A 17,583-nucleotide genomic window follows, 5' to 3' on the forward strand; every position below is an offset into this window, starting at 1 on the left:
GCACACTTGTGGCCCATGAGCGAACCGCCCCACACTCCCAAACCGGCGGACGGCGGCTGGCAGTCCCCCGACGCACCGGCCCCCGGCGATCCCGCCCCGGACACCCCGGACACCCCGGCCGCTGCGGACGCCACGCCCGAACGTCCGCCGCCGTACCAGGGCACCTACGGCGCGCAGCCCGGCCAAGCGCCTCCACCGCCCGTGGCCGGATACGGCCAGGCTGGGCAGCCCGTCCAGCCTCACCCCGGCTACGGCCAGCCCGGCTACGGACCGCCCGCCCAGCCCGGTTACGGTCACCCCGGCTACGGCCCTCCGGGCCACCCGCATCCCGGTCACGCCGGCCCCCAGGACATGCTGGCCGGACGTTGGGCGCGGCTCGGCGCCGCGGTCCTGGACGCCCTCGTCCTCAGCGTCGCGGCCGTGCCGGCGGTCCTGGTCTCCATCCGCTGGGACAAGATGCAGGAGTCCGTCGAGTCCGGTGAGCCGATCACCGACCCGTGGGCGCTCTACGACATCCCGCGGCTGCTGGCCGGGTACGCGGTCGTGTTCCTGCTGGGTTTCGCGTACTTCACGATCATGCACGCCAAGCGGGGCCAGACGCTCGGGAAGATGGCGGTCGGCATCCGCGTGGTGAGCGCGGCCGACCAGTCCGCGATCAGCTGGGGGCAGGCGCTCGGCAGGCAGGCGTTCGTCTACGTCATCACGATCGCGACGACCGTACTCAACGTCCTCGTGCCCGCCGGGGCCGTCATCGGGATGCTCGGGATGCTGGACAACGCCTGGATCCTGTGGGACGAGCGGCGCCAGGCCGTCCACGACAAGGTGGCCGGGACGCTGGTGGTGAAGGCGGTGCCGTGGGTGCCGAATCCGTACGCCCGATCCTGAGCGGTGGCGTTCGCGGCAACCTTTGATCATCAGCGGGTAAACATTGCGATGCCCCCGGACGTGGCGAGGTTTGGACGGCGGCGGCGCGGCCACCCTCTCGGGCATGACGCAACCGCCGAACGACCCCGCGTCCGGGGGAGAACCGGAAGACCGGCCGCACGGACAGGGGCAGCGGCCCGAACAGCCGGGGCAGTACGGCGGACAGCCCTACGGCGGCCAGGACCAGCCGTACGGCCAGGACCAGCCGTACGGGCAGGACCAGCCGTACGGGCAGCAGCAGCCGTACGGGCAGCAGCAGCCGTACGGAGGGCAAGACCCCTACGGGCAGCAGCAGCCGCGGCCCGGGGAACTGCCGAAGTACCCGAGCCAGCCCGGATACGGCGACCAGTACGGATACGGCGGGCCCGCGGGCTACGGCGGGGCGACGGGCACCTACGCCGAGCCGTCGCAGCAGCTGGCGAGCCGCTGGGCGCGGCTGGGCGCGGCGATCGTGGACATCATCCTCATCGGAGTCGTCACGTCCCTGATATCGCTGCCGTTCGTCGACTGGGGCCGCGTCTTCAACCCGGACACGGGCGAGACGACGTACTACTCGGGCGGCCAGGTTTCGACCAATGCGATCGCCGTCGTGCTGGCCTTCCTCTACTACTGGCTGATGCACGCCAAGTGGGGGCAGACGCTCGGGAAGAAGCTGCTGGGAATCCGGGTGGTCCGGCAGGACGACGGGCGGGCGATCACCACCGGGCAGGCCGCGGGCCGTTCCGCGTTCTACAGCGTGCTCGGCGGCATCTGCGGCTGCATCGGCTTCATCGACGTCCTGTGGATCCTGTGGGATCCGCGCAAGCAGGCCCTCCACTGCAAGGTGGCGCGGACCGTGGTCGTCAAGGCGAGTCCAGAGGTCCCCGACCCTTACGTATCGCGCTGACCCGGGTACCGATCCGAGTTGCCGTGCGTGGCCCCTGCCGGGCAGTCTTGGCCGCGTGGATATGGCCGGAAATTCCCCCAGCCCTCGCCGCCACGGCTCGCGGACCGCGTTCCGTGGCGCCGCGGGACTGGCCGCTCTCGCCGTCGCGGGGTCGCTGACCGCGGCCTGCCAGGTCTCCCCCATCGGCGGCGACCCGGAACCTTCCGGCTCTGGCGGCTCGGCCGTGTCCGGCCCGGCGGGGCCCACCAGCGCGGGCGACAAGTACGTCCCGGGCGACGGGAACGGCGGCTACGACGTCCAGCACTACGGGCTGAAGCTGAACATCGACCCCGGAGGCGACGCGCAGCTGAAGGGCACGGCGACGATCACCGCGACCGCGACCGAGCGGCTGGCCCGCTTCAACCTCGATCTGACCGGCCTCGAAGTGTCGTCGATCAAGGTGGACAACGCGCCGGCGCGGCAGCAGCGCGGCGGCGACGAGCTGGAGATCACCCCGGCCAAGGCGCTGGAGAAGGGCGCGAAGTTCACCACGGTGATCGAGTACTCGGGGACGCCGGAGCCGGTGTCGGACCCGGTGCTCGGCACGTACGGCTGGATCCGCACGTCCGACGGCGTGTTCGTGGCCTGCCAGCCGAGCGGCGCGCACACCTGGTTCCCGAGCAACGACCACCCGAGCGACAAGGCCACGTTCACCTTCGAGATCACGGTCCCGGAGGGGCTGACGGCGATCGCCAACGGCGAGCCGGAGACGCCGCCCACCGGCTCCGGGGGCGGCGGGGCGCCCGTCCCGCCGGGTTCGCCGCCCAGCGCGGCCCCGAGCGGGCCGCCGAGCTCGGGACCGGGCGGGCCGGGAATCGAGCCGATCGGGCATCGCGCCCAGACGACGTCCAAGTGGCACGTCAAGGCCCCGATGGCCACGTATCTGGCGACCGTGAACGTCGGGCGGTTCGAGGTGCGGACGGGACGGACGCAGAGCGGCGTCCAGGTCATCAGCGCCGTCGACCCGACCGTGACCGTCCCCACCGCGGACCTGGACGCCTTCCACAGCCTGAACACCGAGATCACCGACGAGTTCGCCAAGCTGTTCGGCCCCTACCCGTTCACCTCCTCGGGCGGGCTGATCGACAACGCGAACGTGGGTTTCGCGCTGGAGACGCAGACCCGTCCGGTGTACGGGGCGTTCGGGGCGCAGCCGACGATCGTCGCGCACGAGCTGGCGCACATGTGGTTCGGCGACAGCGTCAGCGTCACGGAGTGGAAGGACATCTGGCTGAACGAGGGCTTCGCGACCTACGGCGAGTGGCTGTGGGAGGAGATGAGCGGCGGCACGTCCGTCCAGGGGCAGTTCGACCAGCGCTACGAGAGCCCCGGCGCGCAGGAGCTGTGGGACAACCCGCCCGGTGACCCGGGCCGCAAGGAGATGTTCGGACGCTCGGTGTACGACCGCGGCGGCATGACGCTGGTCGCGCTGCGCGGGAGGGTCGGCGAGGACACCTTCTACGAGATCCTCAAGACGTGGGCGAAGGAGAAGAAGCACTCCAACGCGACGACGCCGCAGTTCATCGAGACGGCGAACAAGGTCTCGGGGAAGAAGCTCGACGACTTCTTCGACGACTGGCTGTACCAGGAGGGCCGTCCCTCGAAGTGACCCGGTCGAAGTAACCCGGCCGGAGCGACCCCGGCGGTATCCGGCCGCAAAATCCGCCTCATGCTCACGGATTCGAAACCAGTTCGCGCTTGAACCGGGCCAGGTCACGAGAAAGTCTTGATCGCGGTCGTCGTGACGGAGCGGCCGTCACCGAGGAGCATGAGGACGAGGCCGATGAGCAGAACCCCCAGAGCCCTCGCCGCCGTGGCGCTTGGCGTCGCCGCGGCACTCGCGGTATCGGCGGCGCCCGCCGGCGCCACGGCGAAGTTCACGCCCGGTGCGCCGGGCGCGGGCGACCCCTACTTCCCCGACATGGGCAACGGCGGCTACGACGTCGCTAACTACGACGTCGGTCTGAAGTACGACCCCGGGACGAAGGGGATCCAGGCCGTCACCAAGATCAAGGCGCGGGCGACGCAGAACCTGTCCCGGTTCAACCTGGACTTCCTCGGCCCGCTCGACATCTCGTCGCTGAAGGTGGACGGGCAGAGGGCGTCCTACAAGCGGACGGGAGCCCAGGAGCTCGTCATCACGCCGCGCAAGGGCCTGCGCAAGCACCGGCACTTCACCGTGACGGTCGCCTATTCGGGCGTCCCGCACACGATCAACGACCCCACGCTGGGGACGTCGGGCTGGCTGCCGACCGACGACGGCGCGGTGATGCTCGGCCAGCCGTTCGGCGCCGCCACGGTCTACCCGGTCAACGACCATCCGACCGACAAGGCGACGTACACCTTCACCCTGTCGGCGCCCGAGGACCTCACGACCCTGTCCAACGGCGACCTGCGCGGCAAGTGGACCAGGCAGGGCTGGACGACGACGCGCTGGGTCATGCGGCACCCCATGGCGAGCGAGCTGGCGATGCTCGCGATCGGCAAGTACGACGTCCGCACCGGGCGGACGGACGGCGGCGTGCCGAACCTGACGGCCACCGACCACGCCAACGCCATCAAGCCGGACGACGCCGAGAAGTTCCACCGGCAGACCGCGGAGATCACCGATTTCCAGTCGGCGCTGTACGGCCGCTACCCGTTCACCTCGACGGGCGGGATCGTGGTCAAGGTCGGCGTCGGGTACGCGCTGGAGACGCAGGGCCGCCCCGTGTACGACCTGGGCCACCGTCCGGGCAGCATCCCGAGCGGCGCGCTGATCGCGCACGAGCTGGGCCACCAGTGGTTCGGCGACTCGGTGTCGCCGGAGCGGTGGGCCGACATCTGGCTGAACGAGGGCTTCGCGACGTACGCCGAATGGCAGCAGGCCGAGGAGTTCGACGGCACGCCCGTCCAGGAGAGCTTCGACGCCCTCTACGCGACCCCGGCGGACGACGACCTGTGGAAGGGCGAGGTCGCCGACCCGGGCCGCGACCACATCTACGACGGTCTCGTCTACGACCGCGGCGCGATGGCCGTCCACGCCCTGCGCAAGGAGATCGGCGAGAAGTCGTTCCACCGGCTCATCAAGGCGTGGCCTGCCGCGTACCGCTACGGCAACGCCTCGACGGAGGACTTCGTCCGCTTCGCCGAGCGCGTCTCCAGCAAGAAGCTGGACGCCTGGGCCGACGCGTGGCTCTACAGCGAGGGCAAGCCGTCCCTCAGCTGAGGGTGAGGGTGTAGCCCTTTTCGCGCAGGCGGCCTATGACGTCCTCTGAGTGGCCGGAGCCACGGGTCTCCAGGTGCATGAGGACCTCGACCTCCTCCACGTGCAGCCGGGCCGCGACGCGCTCGTGCATCACGTCCAGGACGTTCACGCCCAGCTCGGCGAGTTCGCCCAGGAGTGTCACGAGCGCGCCCGGCCGGTCCTTCAGCCGGCACCGGACGACCAGGTAGCGTCCCGCGCCCGCGAGGCCGTGCCGGAGCACCTTCGACAGCAGCAGCGGGTCGATGTTGCCGCCCGACAGCAGCACCACGACGGGCGGCTCGACCGCGTACGCGTGCTCCAGCAGCGCCGCGACCCCGGCCGCGCCGGCGGGCTCGACGACCTGCTTGGCGCGTTCGAGGCACAGCAGCAGAGCCTGGGAGATGGACTCCTCGGTCACGGTGACGACCGCGTCCACCAGGTCGGTGAACATGTCGTAGGTCAGGTCGCCGGGGCGGCCGACCGCGATCCCGTCCGCCATCGTCGGTTCGGCCTCGACCTGCACGGGCTTCCCGGCGGCGAGCGAGGGCGGGAACGCCGCCATGCGTTTGGCCTGCGCGCCGAGTGTCTTGATCTCGCGCCCGCCGGTCTCCTCCGCCACGCCCTTGGCCGCGGCGGCGATCCCGGCCAGCAGGCCGCCGCCGCCGACCGGCGACACGATCGTCCGGACGTCCGGGCACTGCTCCATGATCTCCAGCCCGATCGTGGCCTGGCCGGTGACGACGTCGGGATGGTCGAACGGGTGGATGAACACCGCGCCGCACTCGTCGGCGTACTCCTGCGCGGCGGTGAGGCAGTCGTCGACGGTCGGCCCGGGGAACACGACCTCGGCGCCGTAGCCGCGCGTCGCCGCGATCTTGGGGAGCGGCGCGCCGACCGGCATGAACACCGTGGCCTTGCAGCCGAGGATGGACGCGGCGAGCGCGACGCCCTGGGCGTGGTTGCCCGCGCTGGCCGCGACGACGCCGCCGGCGCGCTGCGCCTCACTCAGCCCGGCGATCCGCGCGTACGCGCCGCGGATCTTGAACGAGCCGGTGCGCTGGAGGTTCTCGCACTTCAGCAGGACGGGCCCGCCGATCTGCTCCGACAGCACCCGGGAGGGGATCGTCGGGGTGGGGACGACCACCCCGCCGAGCAGCTCGCGGGCGGCGCGGACATCGTCGACGCTGACGGCGGTACTTCCGCGGTCGCTCATGGCCCGATCATCGCACCCGCCCGGTTCAGCCCGCACTCCAGTAGCGATCTTGCGCGAAGACCAGCGCGGCGGCGCCGACGAGCCCGGCGGTCTGGCCGAGCGCCGCCGGGACGATCCGGACGCGGCGCGCGAACTCCATCCGGGCGTGCTCGCGGAACGCCTCCTCCAGCGGGTCGAACAGCAGCGCCCCCGCCTGGGAGACGCCGCCGCCGATCGCGGCGACCTCCAGATCGCACAGGTGCGTCGCGGACGCGATCGCGATGCCGATGGCGCGGCCGGCGCGCCGCATCGCGGAGATGGCGACCGGGTGCGCCCGGCGGGCGTCGGCGGCCAGTTCGACGCCGGTGACGTCGGGGGTCCCCTGCCGCCAGCCCTGCTCCTGGGCCCAGGAGACCAGCCCGGGGCCGCGCGCGATGGCCTCCAGGCAGCCCCGGCCGCCGCAGGCGCAGGGCGGCCCGCCGGGATCGACGACGACGTGCCCGATGTGCCCGGCGTTGCCTGTTCCGCCGTTGATGAGCCTGCCGCCGAGGACGAGTCCGCCGCCGACGCCGGTGGACACCACCATGCCGAGGACGTTGTCGCGGCCGCGTCCCGCGCCGCGCCAGTGCTCGCCGACGGCGACGCAGATGGCGTCGTTGTGGATGCGGACCGGGAGCCCCGGGTAGCGGTCGCGGAGCCTGGCGCGCAGCGGGAAACCGTGCCGCCACGCGGGGATGTTGAGCGGGGACACCTCGGCGGCGGGCCAGGTCATCGGCCCTCCGCAGCCGGCGCCGACGCCCGCGAGCGGCGGGTCCCCCGCGTCGGCGGTGAGCTTGGCGAGGAGGGCCTCCAGCGTCCGCCACAGCCCGTCGGCGTCCAGCCCGGGGCCGCCCGGCGTGGCGACCCGGTCGTAGGCGGCGACGCGCCCGCCGGGTTCGACGATCGCGGCGGCCAGCTTCGTCCCGCCGATGTCGATGGCCAGCACGGGCGCCAGCACGGGCGCCTGGGCGGGCGCCTGGGCGGGCGCCGCGTCCGGCCCGCTCACCCTGCCCGGCCGAAGGCGAGGATGGACGCGGTGAAGCCGTGCACGTGGTTGCGTCCCGCGACCGGGCCGATCTCGCCGGCGCCGAAGAAGCCGCCCACCCCCGCGGGACCGAACGCGCGGTCGAGGATGCGGGCGTCGTGGTCGGAGTCGGGGAACATCGCCTGGCCGCGCCCGTTGCAGGAGAACAGCAGCGCGCCCTCGACCGGCGCCATGTCGAACCGGTCGAGCAGCGCGGCGAGGTCCTCGTCGGCGGCCCCGGCGTCGCGGACCTGGAAGCGGACGGTGCGTCCCACGTCCACCACGTCGCCGATCGCGATGGCGCCGCTGTCGGTGTCGGCGCCCACCACCCCGCGGACGAGGAAGTCGCCGTGGTCGTGCTGGTCGGCGTACTCGTCCATGGCGACGCCGATCAGCAGCCCGCTCCCGGCGAGCTCCTGCTCCTCCTCCGGCAGCCCGAGGACGATCTGCTCCAGCTTCTCCAGCGCGGGGACGCCCGCCAGCTCGTACAGGACGTTCTCCTCCGCCCTGGTCACGACCATGTCGGGGCCGATCGGGCGGGCGCCCTGGCTCACCACGGTCGCGGCGGCCACGGATCCGCCGATCACGACCCCCACCGCGCCGTCGCGGTAGATCTCCCCGCCGACGAACAGCCGGGCGTCGCCGCGCTCGTGGCCCTCCGCGAGGCCGCCGACGAGGGGCAGGCCCGGCAGCGCGTCGTCGGAGCGCTCGACGAACGCGTCCACCGGGAAGCTGTAGGGGTCGGTCAGCAGCACGCCGACCACGTCGTCGACCTGGGCCTCGGGCATGCCGACGACGACCAGGCGGTCGTCGGCCTTCAGCGTCTCCAGCCGGAACGGGTCGAGCCGCGCGCCGGGCAGCACCGCCGCCCACGCGCTGACCGCGCCGGTCTCCTCCACGCCGCGCCCTGCGCCGATCACCCCGGACGCGCTGCACCCCAGCAGGATCGCGGGCCCCGCCGCGCGCGCCGCGGCCACCGCCGCCTCCTCGAACGCCTCCGGATCGTCCCCCGTCATGAAGACGCAGACCAGGTCGGGCGCCGCACTGAGGGGCGCGAGGGCCTGCTCGACCGCGGACGCGGCCGCCTTGCTCAGGTCGGGTCCGAGGGCCAGGCCATCACCGAATCGCGCCATCGGCGCCGCCTCCCTCACTCCGTTTCACCGGCTGCTTCACAATGCCAGTTTCCCCTGCCACGCGCCCTCCACCCAAACATCACCCGATCCACGCACGTCCGTACATACTTGGACGAATCGTCCAGCGGGGTGCGATTCCGCGTACCGGCGACGTAATGTCGGTCGCGTGCGTTCTTCCACACCGCGTGAATCCCTACCCAGCGAGACCACACTGGGCGAGCTGCGCACCAGCGGTCACGTCCAGCGATCGGTGAAGGCCGAGATCCGCCACAACCTGCTCGACCGGCTGAGATCCGGGGAGCCGCGCTTCCCCGGCATCCTCGGGTTCGACGACACCGTCCTGCCGCACCTCGAACGAGCCCTCCTCGCCGGGCACGACCTGGTGCTCCTGGGCGAGCGCGGGCAGGGCAAGACGCGGCTGATCCGCACCCTGGCCGGGCTGCTGGACGAGTGGACCCCGGTCGTGGCCGGCTGCGAGATCAACGACCACCCCTACGAGCCGGTGTGCGTGCGCTGCCGGCGGCTGGCCGCCGAGAAGGGCGACGAGCTGCCGGTCGAGTGGCGGCACCGCGACGAGCGGTACGGGGAGAAGCTCGCCACGCCGGACACCAGCGTCGGCGACCTCATCGGCGACGTCGACCCGATCAAGGTGGCCGAGGGCCGCACCCTCGGCGACCCGGAGACCGTCCACTTCGGGCTCGTCCCGCGCACCAACCGCGGCATCTTCTCCATCAACGAGCTGCCCGACCTGGCCGAGCGGATCCAGGTGGCGCTGCTGAACGTCCTCGAGGAACGCGACGTGCAGGTCCGCGGCTACGCGCTGCGGCTGCCGCTGGACGTGCTGCTCATCGCGTCCGCCAACCCCGAGGACTACACCAACCGGGGCCGCATCATCACCCCGCTGAAGGACCGCTTCGGCGCCGAGATCCGCACCCACTACCCCCTCGAACTGGACGCCGAGCTGGCGCTGATCCGGCAGGAGTCCGACTTCGCCGATCTGGCCGGGCTGCCCGCCGAGGTGCCCGACCACCTGGTCGAGATCATCGGCCGGTTCACCCGGCTCGTCCGCGAGTCGACGGCGGTGGACGCCCGGTCCGGGGTGTCGGCGCGGTTCGCGCTCGCGGGCGCCGAGACCGTCGCGGCGGGCGCGGTGCGCCGCGCCGCGCTGACCGGCGAGGAGCACGCCGTCGCGCGGGTCTGCGACCTGCCCGCGGTCGTCCCGTCGCTGATGGGCAAGGTGGAGTTCGAGGTCAGCGAGGAGGGCCGCGAGCAGGAGGTGCTGGAGCACCTGCTGCGCCGCGCCATCGCCGAGACCTACCGGCGGACGCTGGGCCCCGCCGACCTGAACGGGCTGCTGGACAAGTTCGACTCCGGCGAGCGCGTCGAGGCGGGCGAGCTGGTGTCGGCGACGGAGCTGCTGCGCCGCATCGGCCACGTCCCCGGCCTCGCCAAGATCATGGAGCGGCTCGACCTGAGCGGGGAGTCCCCCGGGCAGGCCGCGGCCGCGCTGGAATTCGCCCTGGAAGGGCTGTTCCTCACCCGCCGGCTGTCCAAGGACGTCACGGAGGGACGCTCCGACGGGACGGCCACCTACCGGACCTGACGCCCGGACCTGAATTCTCCACGCGCAAGGAGATTCGATGAGCCGATACCGCTACGGCGCCTACGAGGACGGGCCCGACCCGCTCGCCCCGCCCTACGACGTCCGCGACGCCCTCGACGCCATGGGCGACTCCGTCCTGGACGGCACCCGTCCGGACGACGCCCTGCGCGACCTGCTGCGCCGCGGCCTGCCGGGCGCGGAGAACCGCCGCGGGCTCGACGACATGCTCCGCCAGGTGCGCGAGCGCCGCCGCGCCCTGCGCGACCGGGGCCGGCTGGACGGGACGCTGGAGCAGGCCCGCGCGCTGCTGGACACCGCGATCGGGCAGGAGCGGGCCGAGCTGTTCCCCGACCCGGGCGACGAGGCGCGGCTGCGGGAGGCGGAGCTGGACACGCTGCCGTCCGACACGTCCCAGGCGATCCGGCGGCTGTCGGACTACGAGTGGCGCTCCGACGCCGCCCGGCAGACGTTCGAGCGGCTGAAGGACCTGCTGCGGCGCGATGTGCTCGACGCGCAGTTCCAGGGCATGAAGCAGGCCCTGGAGAACCAGGACCCGGCCGCCATGGAGCGCGTCAAGGAGATGATGGGCGCGCTCAACGAGATGCTGGATCGCGACGCGCGCGGCGAGCACACCCAGGAGGACTTCGACCGCTTCATGCAGGAGTACGGGGACATGTTCCCCGACGATCCGCAGAACCTCGAGGAGCTGGTCGACTCCCTGGCCCGCCGCGCCGCCGCGATGGACCGGCTGCTCGCCTCGCTCAGTCCGGAGCAGCGCGCCGAGCTGGCCGGGCTGATGGAGCAGGCCATGCAGGACGCGGGTCTCGCGATGGAGATGACCCGGCTCGGCGACGCGCTGCGGACGCGCCGTCCCGACCTCGGCTGGGGCCAGTCCGAGCAGATGACCGGCGAGGACCCGCTCGGCATGGGGGACGCCACGACCGCGCTCGCGGAGCTGGCCGACCTGAGCGAACTGGAGGCTGCGCTCGGGCAGGAGTACCCGGGCGCGCGGCTCGACGACATCGACGAGGACGCCGTCCGGCGGGCGCTCGGCAGGCAGGCCGTCGACGACCTGAGCGCGCTGCGCCGCATCGAGGCGGAGCTGGAGCGGCAGGGCTACCTGCGGCGCAACCGCGGCAAGCTGGAGCTGACCCCGAAGGCGGTGCGGCGGCTCGGCGAGACGGCGCTGCGCCGGGTGTTCGCGCAGCTCACGTCCGGCCGGCAGGGCGACCACGACCAGCGGGACGCCGGCCAGGCGGGCGAGCTGACCGGGGCGAGCCGGGAGTGGCGGTTCGGCGACGAGCAGCCCCTCGACGTGGTCCGGACGGTGAGCAACGCCATCCGCCGCAGCGCCATGGACTCCGGCACGGCTCTCACCACCGGCTCCCCCACCACCGGCTCCCCCACCACCGGCTCTCCGATCACCGGCTCTCCCACCACCGGCCCGGCGGTGTCCACCGCGAAGGTCGTGGAGCCGAGCACCGCCGACATCGTGGAGATCACCGGGAACGGGTCGCGGCGTCCCCCGGGTGTGAGCCCCGCCGGTCTCAAGCCCGGTGGTGTGAAGCCCGGTGGGGTGAAACTCGGCGTGGACGACTTCGAGGTCCACGAGACCGAACGGCGCACCGGCGCGGCCGTCTGCCTGCTGGTCGACCTGTCGTACTCGATGGTGCTGCGCGGGACGTGGGCGGTCGCCAAGCAGACGACGCTCGCCCTGCACACGCTCGTGACCAGCAAGTTCCCGCAGGACGCGATCCAGATCATCGGGTTCTCCAACTACGCGCGGGTCCTGCATCCCGAGGAGATGGCGGGCCTGGACTGGGACATGGTGCAGGGCACCAACCTGCACCACGCCCTGATGATCGCGGGACGGCATCTGGACCGGCACCCCGACTTCGAGCCGATCGTCCTGGTGGTCACCGACGGCGAGCCGACCGCGCACCTGCGGCCGGACGGCCGCTCGCTGTTCGACTACCCGCCCTCGACCGACACGCTCGTCCTCACGCTCGCCGAGGTCGACAAGATGACCCGGCGGGGCGCCTGCATGAACTTCTTCATGCTCGCCGAGGACCGCCGCCTCGTCTCGTTCGTCGAGGAGGTCGCGCAGCGCAACGGCGGCCGGGTCTTCGCGCCCGACGCCGACCGGCTCGGCGAATATGTCGTGAGCGACTACCTGAGGGTGCGCCGCGCCCGCCGCTGAGGCCCCGCGAAGGCTAGGGTCGGCCCATGGCCGACCACCTGCTGCTGTTCTTCCACATCGGGTTCGCGATCTTCGCGCTCGGACCGCTGACCGCCGCGACGATGTCCACCCCGCGCTACATCCGCAAGCGCAACCTGGTCGTGGTGCGCTACCTGCACCGGGCCACCCAGATCTACGGCGTCGCCAGCCTGGGGATCTTCCTGTTCGGGCTGCTGCTCGCCCAGGGCGACCTGGCCGAGGTGTGGCTGTCGGCGTCGATGACGCTGTTCATCGTCGCGCTGGTGCTGCTGCTGATCATCGAGCGCGACCAGCGCAAGGCGGCGCATCTGCTGGAGGTCGCGGGAGCCGGGGAACCGCGGGAGGCGGTCCCCGCCGAGCCCGCCGGCACGAAGAAGAAGGACGGCAAGGACGGCGAGGACGCCGAGGCCGGGGAGAAGAAGCGGTCCGCCAAGGCGGATGGCGACATCGCCCAGGTGGAGCGGGGACGGCTGGCCGCCATGTCCGGCGTCGTCGCACTGATCTGGATCGTGATCCTGCTGCTGATGGTCTGGAACGGCTGAGTCACCCGGGCGGGTCGCTCAAGGCAGCCCGGGTCGCTCGGGGCCGGGGCCACCCGGGACTCGGTGCTACTCGGGGCCGGGCTTCAGGCGGTTCTTGAGCCAGGTCACGATCCCCGGGTAGGTGTGCTCGTCGGCCAGCAGCCCCGAGGCGTGCCTGTCGCCCTCGATCTTCTTGACCTCCGCCGGGACGCCCGCGGCGCGCAGCGCGCCCGCCAGCCCGGTGCTCTGCGTGAGCGGGACGAAGTCGCCCGTGGTGTGCATGAGGAGCATCGGCGCGTCCCCGGCGGAGGCGTGCGTGGAGGAGTTGGCGTCCTTCAGCCGCGTCCAGCAGTCCTTGTCGGTGGCCGCGCCGGGGACGCAGTTCACCAGGGAGGTCACGGCCTGCCGCAGCGTCTGCTGGCTGGGCGTCGCGTCCGGCTTCCCGCCGTCCTGGTAGGCGAGGTACGGGTTGTTCGGCGGCGACAGCGCCACCACGCCGCGGACCTGCGCGGTACCGGTCCCGAACGTGCCGAGCTGGGTCGCGAGGTGCCCGCCGGACGAGGCGCCGACGACGGCGATGCGCTGCGGGTCGACGTTCCACTGCCGGGCGTGCTTGCGGACGAAGGCGAGCGCGGACATCGCGTCGTCGCGCTGCGCCGGCCACTGCGCCTTGGGGGCGAGCCGGTAGTTCGCGGTCACGGCGACGAAGCCCTCCTCCGTCAGCCGCCGCGCGAAGTACTTCCAGCCGCTCTTGTCGCCCTGCAGCCAGTAGCCGCCGTGCAGGACCAGGACGGCGGGACGCGGCGTGGCCCGCGGGCCGGTCTCGCGCCAGTAGGCGTCGATCTTCTGCCGCCGGTCCTCGCCGTAGGCGTACGTCCGGGACCGCGGGAGATCCGGCGTCACCATGACGGCCTCGGCGGAGACGGTGCCGTCGGTCTCGCCGTCCGGCGCCGCCCCCCCGTGGGGAGGCCGCGACGTGGAGGACGAGGACGGCGACTGCGATCCGGGGGCGCCGGTCCGCGGGCCACCGGAGGGGGGTGTCGTCCCTGGCTCCCCCGTGGGGGACACCGCCGGAGGGGACGGGACGGACGAGGACGGCGTCGGTTCCGGCGTCGTCGCCTGGGCCCCGCCCGGAATGGCGACGGCGGACAAACACGTCGCGGCGAACGCCGCCCCACAGACCAGTACTTTGCGCACCCCGGGCCCTTTCTTTACGAACCTGGCGCGCCGATTATAGAGGTTGATCAAGTGCCGTGTGGCAGCGCCCGCTCAAGATCCCGGAGAAGATCGTCGGCGTCCTCGATCCCGACCGACAGCCGCACCAGGTCACCGGGGACCTCCAGCGGCGACCCGGCGGCCGAGGCGTGCGTCATCCGGCCCGGGTGCTCGATCAGCGACTCGACGCCGCCGAGCGACTCCCCGAGCGTGAACAGCTTCGTCTCCTCGCACACGCGGACGGCGGCGTCCTCGGACTCCATCCGGAACGAGACCATGCCGCCGAACGCCCTCATCTGCTTGGCGGCGACGTCGTGGCCGGGATGGCCGGGCAGCCCCGGGTAGAGGACCTGCCGGACGGACGGGTGCCGCCGCAGCATCTCCACGACCTTCTCCGCGTTCGCGCAGTGCCGGTCCATCCGCACGCCGAGCGTCTTGATCCCGCGCAGGGTGAGCCAGGCGTCGAACGGGCCCGCGACGGCGCCCATCGCGTTCTGGTGGAAGGTCAGCCGGTCGCCCAATTCCGCGTCCGACACGACCAGCGCGCCGCCGACGACGTCGGAGTGGCCGCCGATGTACTTGGTGGTCGAGTGGACGACCACGTCCGCGCCGAGTTCCAGCGGGCGCTGGAGATAGGGCGAGGCGAACGTGTTGTCGACGACCAGCAGCGCGCCCGCGTCGTGGGCGACGGCGGCGAGCGCCGCGATGTCGGCGATGCCGAGCAGCGGGTTCGTCGGCGTCTCCACCCAAATGATCTTCGTATCGGGCCGGACCGCCGCCCGCGCCGCGGCGACGTCGCCGAGGGGGACGGGGTCGAACGTGACGCCCCACGGCTCGGCCACCTTGGCGAACAGCCGGTAGGTGCCGCCGTAGGCGTCGTTCGGGATGACGACGTGGTCGCCGGGCCTGCAGACCGCTCGCAGGAGCGCGTCCTCGGCGGCGAGGCCGGACGCGAACGCCAGCCCCCGCGCGCCTCCCTCCGTCTCGGCGAGGCATACCTCCAGCGCGGTACGGGTCGGGTTCGCCGACCGGGAGTACTCGTAGCCGCCGCGCAGGCCGCCGATACCATCCTGTTTGTACGTGGAGACCTGGTAGATCGGCGTGACGACCGCGCCGGTCACCGGGTCCGGCTCCTGCCCGGCGTGGATGGCCAGGGTCTCGAAGCCTCGTTGAACGTCGTTGTCCATGGGTACGAGGCTATCCACCCAGGTGCCCTCCTAGAGGATGAGACGCTCCCCCGGAGGTATCAGCCCCTATTTCGGCGCAGCGGGTGACCCCAACGAGCCATCGATTCTCTAACGTTCTACAGGTACCCCGTTTGACCTTGAACTCCCATCACCCTGACTAAGGAAGCCTCATGTTCGCTCGGCTCGCGCGCTTCGTCGTGAGACACCCGTGGTGGACGATCGTGGCCTGGCTCGCAGCCGCGGTCATCATCATCGCCTTCTCCCCCAAGCTCACCACCGAGTCGGACCAGGGCGAATTCCTGCCGTCCGGGTACGAGTCCGTCCAGGCCGTCGAGATCGCCGACAAGGCGTTCCCCGAGGGCGCCGACCTGACCTCGCTGATCGTGGTGCAGCGCACCGACGGCGGGAAGATCACCCCGGCCGACAGCGCCAAGATCGCTGAGGCCTCGAAGAACCTGACGGCGAAGAAGTATCCGACGACCCACGGGTTCCTGACCGGCCCGGAGGCCGTCGCCCCCAACAAGAGCATCCAGCTGATCAACGTCCCGATGGACATGGCGACCGGCGATGCGGCCCAGGACCAGAGCCAGGCCATCAAGGACATCCGCGCGGAACTGCCCAAGCAGCTCGGCAGCGGGCTGGAGGCCAAGGTCGGCGGTGAGGCCGCCCTGTTCGTCGACAACGAGGACTCCTTCACCCAGTCCTTCGTGCTCATCACCGTGGCCACCTTCGCCCTCATCATCGGGCTGATCCTGGTGATCTTCCGGGCACCGCTGGCGGCGATCCTGCCGATCATCGTGATCATCGCGACCGAGCAGATGTCGATGGGGCTGATCGGCGCCGCGTCCAAGGTGCTGGACTTCTCCGGTGACGACAGCCTCCAGATCATCCTGACGATCGTGATGTTCGGCGTCGGCGCCGACTACTACCTGTTCCTGCTGTTCCGCTACCGGGAGCGGCTGCGCGCCGGCGAGGACCGCAAGACCGCGCTGATCCAGGCGGTGGAGCGGGTCGGCGAGGTCATCACCTCCGCGGCGGCCGCGATCGCGGTCACGTTCCTGGTGCTGATGCTGGCGTCCTTCGGCATCTTCGCCGCCTGGGGGCCGTCGCTGGCCATCGGCGTCGTGGTCATGGGCATCACGTCGCTGACGCTGTTCCCCGCGATCCTCTCGCTGGTCGGCACGGCGGTGTTCTGGCCGTCCAAGTCCTGGAAGAAGCAGCCGAAGGCCACCACCTCGGCCCGTCTCGGCCGGATGGTCGGCGCACGCCCCGCCCTGGTCGCCATCGGGGCCGGCGCCCTGCTGGTCGCACTGGCGTCCGGCGCGATCGGCTTCAAGTCCGACTACGACTTCCAGTCCAGCTTCCCGTCCGACACCGAGTCCGCCCAGGCCACCGAGGACATGAAGAAGGGCTTCCCGGCCGGGCAGACCACGCCGGTGCAGATCATGGTCCAGTCCACCGACGGGCAGCCGCTCACCGCGGCCGAGCTGAACGCCTTCGGGCAGCAGGCCAAGTCGCTGCCCGGTGTCGGCGGCGTCGCGCCCGCCAAGCTCAGCGAGGCCGACCCCAAGGTGGGCCAGGTCGACCTGATCCTGGACGGCAACCCGGTCAGCAACGAGTCGATCAACATGGTCAAGAACGATCTCGGGCCTGCCGTGCACGACATCACGCCGCAGGGCACGGAGCTGTTCGTCGGCGGCGAGACCGCGATCTACAGCGACATCAACAAGGTCGTCAACCGGGACCTGTCGGTGATCCTGCCGGTCGCCGGGGTACTGATCGCGCTGATCCTGCTGGCGCTGCTGCGCTCGGTCGTCGCGCCGCTGTACCTGGTCCCGGCGGTGCTCCTGGGCTTCACCGCGACCCTGGGCTCCGCGGTGTACGTCTTCCAGGGACTGCTGGGCCAACCCGGCGAGGTCTTCCATCTGCCGATCATGCTGTACCTGTTCGTGCTGGCCATCGGGACCGACTACAACATCCTGATGACCGCGCGATTGCGCGAGGAGGCCAAGGAGGGCCACGAGCCGCGCAAGGCCGCCGCGCTGGCGGTCGAGCACGCCGGCCCGACGGTCGCCGCGGCCGGGTTGATCCTGGCCGGCACGTTCTCGGTGATGCTGCTGGCCAAGGTGTCGATGCTGCAGCAGATGGGCTTCTCCATCGCGCTGGGGATCGCGCTGTCGGCCTTCGTGATGGCGATCTTCCTGGTGCCGGCCGTCACGGCGATGCTGGGCCGCAAGGCCTGGTGGCCGGGGCACGGCGCCGAGGCGAAGAAGGAGGTCAAGCCCGCCGAGACGCGGGAGGACCTCGCCCCGTCCGGGTCCCGGTAGCCGCCGGAACCCCATAGACGTCGGGTTGCGGAGCCCGGCCCGAAACGCC

At 71.8% G+C, this 17,583-nt stretch carries 13 protein-coding genes; 8 read left to right on the top strand and 5 right to left on the bottom strand.

Translation table 11 applies throughout. The features are described from left to right. The first annotated feature begins 15 nt into the window (after window positions 1-15). The 4 genes from E1285_RS03635 to E1285_RS03650 all read left to right on the top strand — a co-directional run bounded on the left by E1285_RS03635 (window position 16) and on the right by E1285_RS03650 (window position 5,057). Complete coding sequence (locus tag E1285_RS03635) at window positions 16-885, top strand: RDD family protein (RefSeq protein WP_132147997.1); 870 nt, start codon at window positions 16-18, stop codon at window positions 883-885. A 103-nt stretch (window positions 886-988) separates the two neighbouring features. Beyond that, window positions 989-1,810 (top strand): RDD family protein, encoded by an 822-nt coding sequence (locus tag E1285_RS03640; RefSeq protein WP_132147999.1) that lies wholly within the window; start codon window positions 989-991, stop codon window positions 1,808-1,810. A gap of 61 nt (window positions 1,811-1,871) precedes the next feature. Next, window positions 1,872-3,458 carry a M1 family metallopeptidase gene (locus E1285_RS03645; RefSeq protein ID WP_132148084.1) on the top strand — a complete coding sequence of 529 codons (1,587 nt, stop codon included), beginning with the start codon at window positions 1,872-1,874 and terminating at the stop codon, window positions 3,456-3,458. A gap of 174 nt (window positions 3,459-3,632) precedes the next feature. After that, the gene (locus E1285_RS03650) at window positions 3,633-5,057 is read left to right on the top strand and encodes a M1 family metallopeptidase (protein ID WP_132148001.1); all 1,425 of its coding nucleotides are present in this window, start codon (window positions 3,633-3,635) and stop codon (window positions 5,055-5,057) included. Here E1285_RS03650 and ilvA read toward each other — a convergent pair. From ilvA to E1285_RS03665, 3 genes are read right to left on the bottom strand one after another with little or no spacing between them, the layout of a single operon-like run. Beyond that, a complete protein-coding gene (gene ilvA / locus E1285_RS03655) occupies window positions 5,050-6,288 on the bottom strand; it encodes a threonine ammonia-lyase (protein WP_132148003.1) in 1,239 nt (412 codons plus the stop codon). The two genes, E1285_RS03650 and ilvA, sit on opposite strands and share 8 nt — an antisense overlap. A 25-nt stretch (window positions 6,289-6,313) precedes the next feature. Beyond that, complete coding sequence (locus E1285_RS03660; protein ID WP_243722528.1) at window positions 6,314-7,312, bottom strand: ROK family protein; 999 nt, start codon at window positions 7,310-7,312, stop codon at window positions 6,314-6,316. Then, on the bottom strand, window positions 7,309-8,463 hold the full coding sequence (locus E1285_RS03665; RefSeq protein WP_132148004.1) for an FIST N-terminal domain-containing protein: 1,155 nt from the start codon (window positions 8,461-8,463) through the stop codon (window positions 7,309-7,311). The genes E1285_RS03660 and E1285_RS03665 overlap by 4 nt, the downstream gene beginning before the upstream one ends. Window positions 8,464-8,629: 166 nt before the next feature. On the opposite strand from E1285_RS03665, the gene E1285_RS03670 reads away from it, so the two are divergent. The 3 genes from E1285_RS03670 to E1285_RS03690 are packed head-to-tail and all read left to right on the top strand — an operon-like array spanning window position 8,630 to window position 12,826. After that, entirely contained in the window at window positions 8,630-10,066 is a 1,437-nt protein-coding gene (locus E1285_RS03670; RefSeq protein ID WP_132148006.1) for a sigma 54-interacting transcriptional regulator, read from the top strand. A gap of 37 nt (window positions 10,067-10,103) precedes the next feature. Then, entirely contained in the window at window positions 10,104-12,266 is a 2,163-nt protein-coding gene (locus tag E1285_RS47095) for a hypothetical protein (RefSeq protein ID WP_243722529.1), read from the top strand. A gap of 26 nt (window positions 12,267-12,292) precedes the next feature. Beyond that, window positions 12,293-12,826, top strand: a complete 534-nt coding sequence (locus tag E1285_RS03690; protein ID WP_132148008.1) for a hypothetical protein — start codon at window positions 12,293-12,295, stop codon at window positions 12,824-12,826. Between the two features lie 66 nt (window positions 12,827-12,892). Here E1285_RS03690 and E1285_RS03695 read toward each other — a convergent pair whose 3' ends face one another. After that, window positions 12,893-14,002, bottom strand: a complete 1,110-nt coding sequence (locus E1285_RS03695; protein ID WP_243722530.1) for an alpha/beta hydrolase — start codon at window positions 14,000-14,002, stop codon at window positions 12,893-12,895. A 47-nt stretch (window positions 14,003-14,049) separates the two neighbouring features. Continuing rightward, window positions 14,050-15,207: a cystathionine gamma-synthase gene (locus E1285_RS03700; protein WP_132148010.1), complete on the bottom strand. Its 1,158-nt coding sequence runs from the start codon at window positions 15,205-15,207 to the stop codon at window positions 14,050-14,052. Window positions 15,208-15,377: 170 nt separating this feature from the next. Between E1285_RS03700 and E1285_RS03705 the strand changes: the two genes are divergently transcribed. Further along, complete coding sequence (locus tag E1285_RS03705; RefSeq protein ID WP_132148012.1) at window positions 15,378-17,534, top strand: MMPL family transporter; 2,157 nt, start codon at window positions 15,378-15,380, stop codon at window positions 17,532-17,534. Window positions 17,535-17,583: the final 49 nt, after the last annotated feature.

It is taken from the genome of Actinomadura sp. 7K507, from assembly GCF_004348425.1.
In the GTDB taxonomy this organism is placed as follows: domain Bacteria; phylum Actinomycetota; class Actinomycetes; order Streptosporangiales; family Streptosporangiaceae; genus Spirillospora.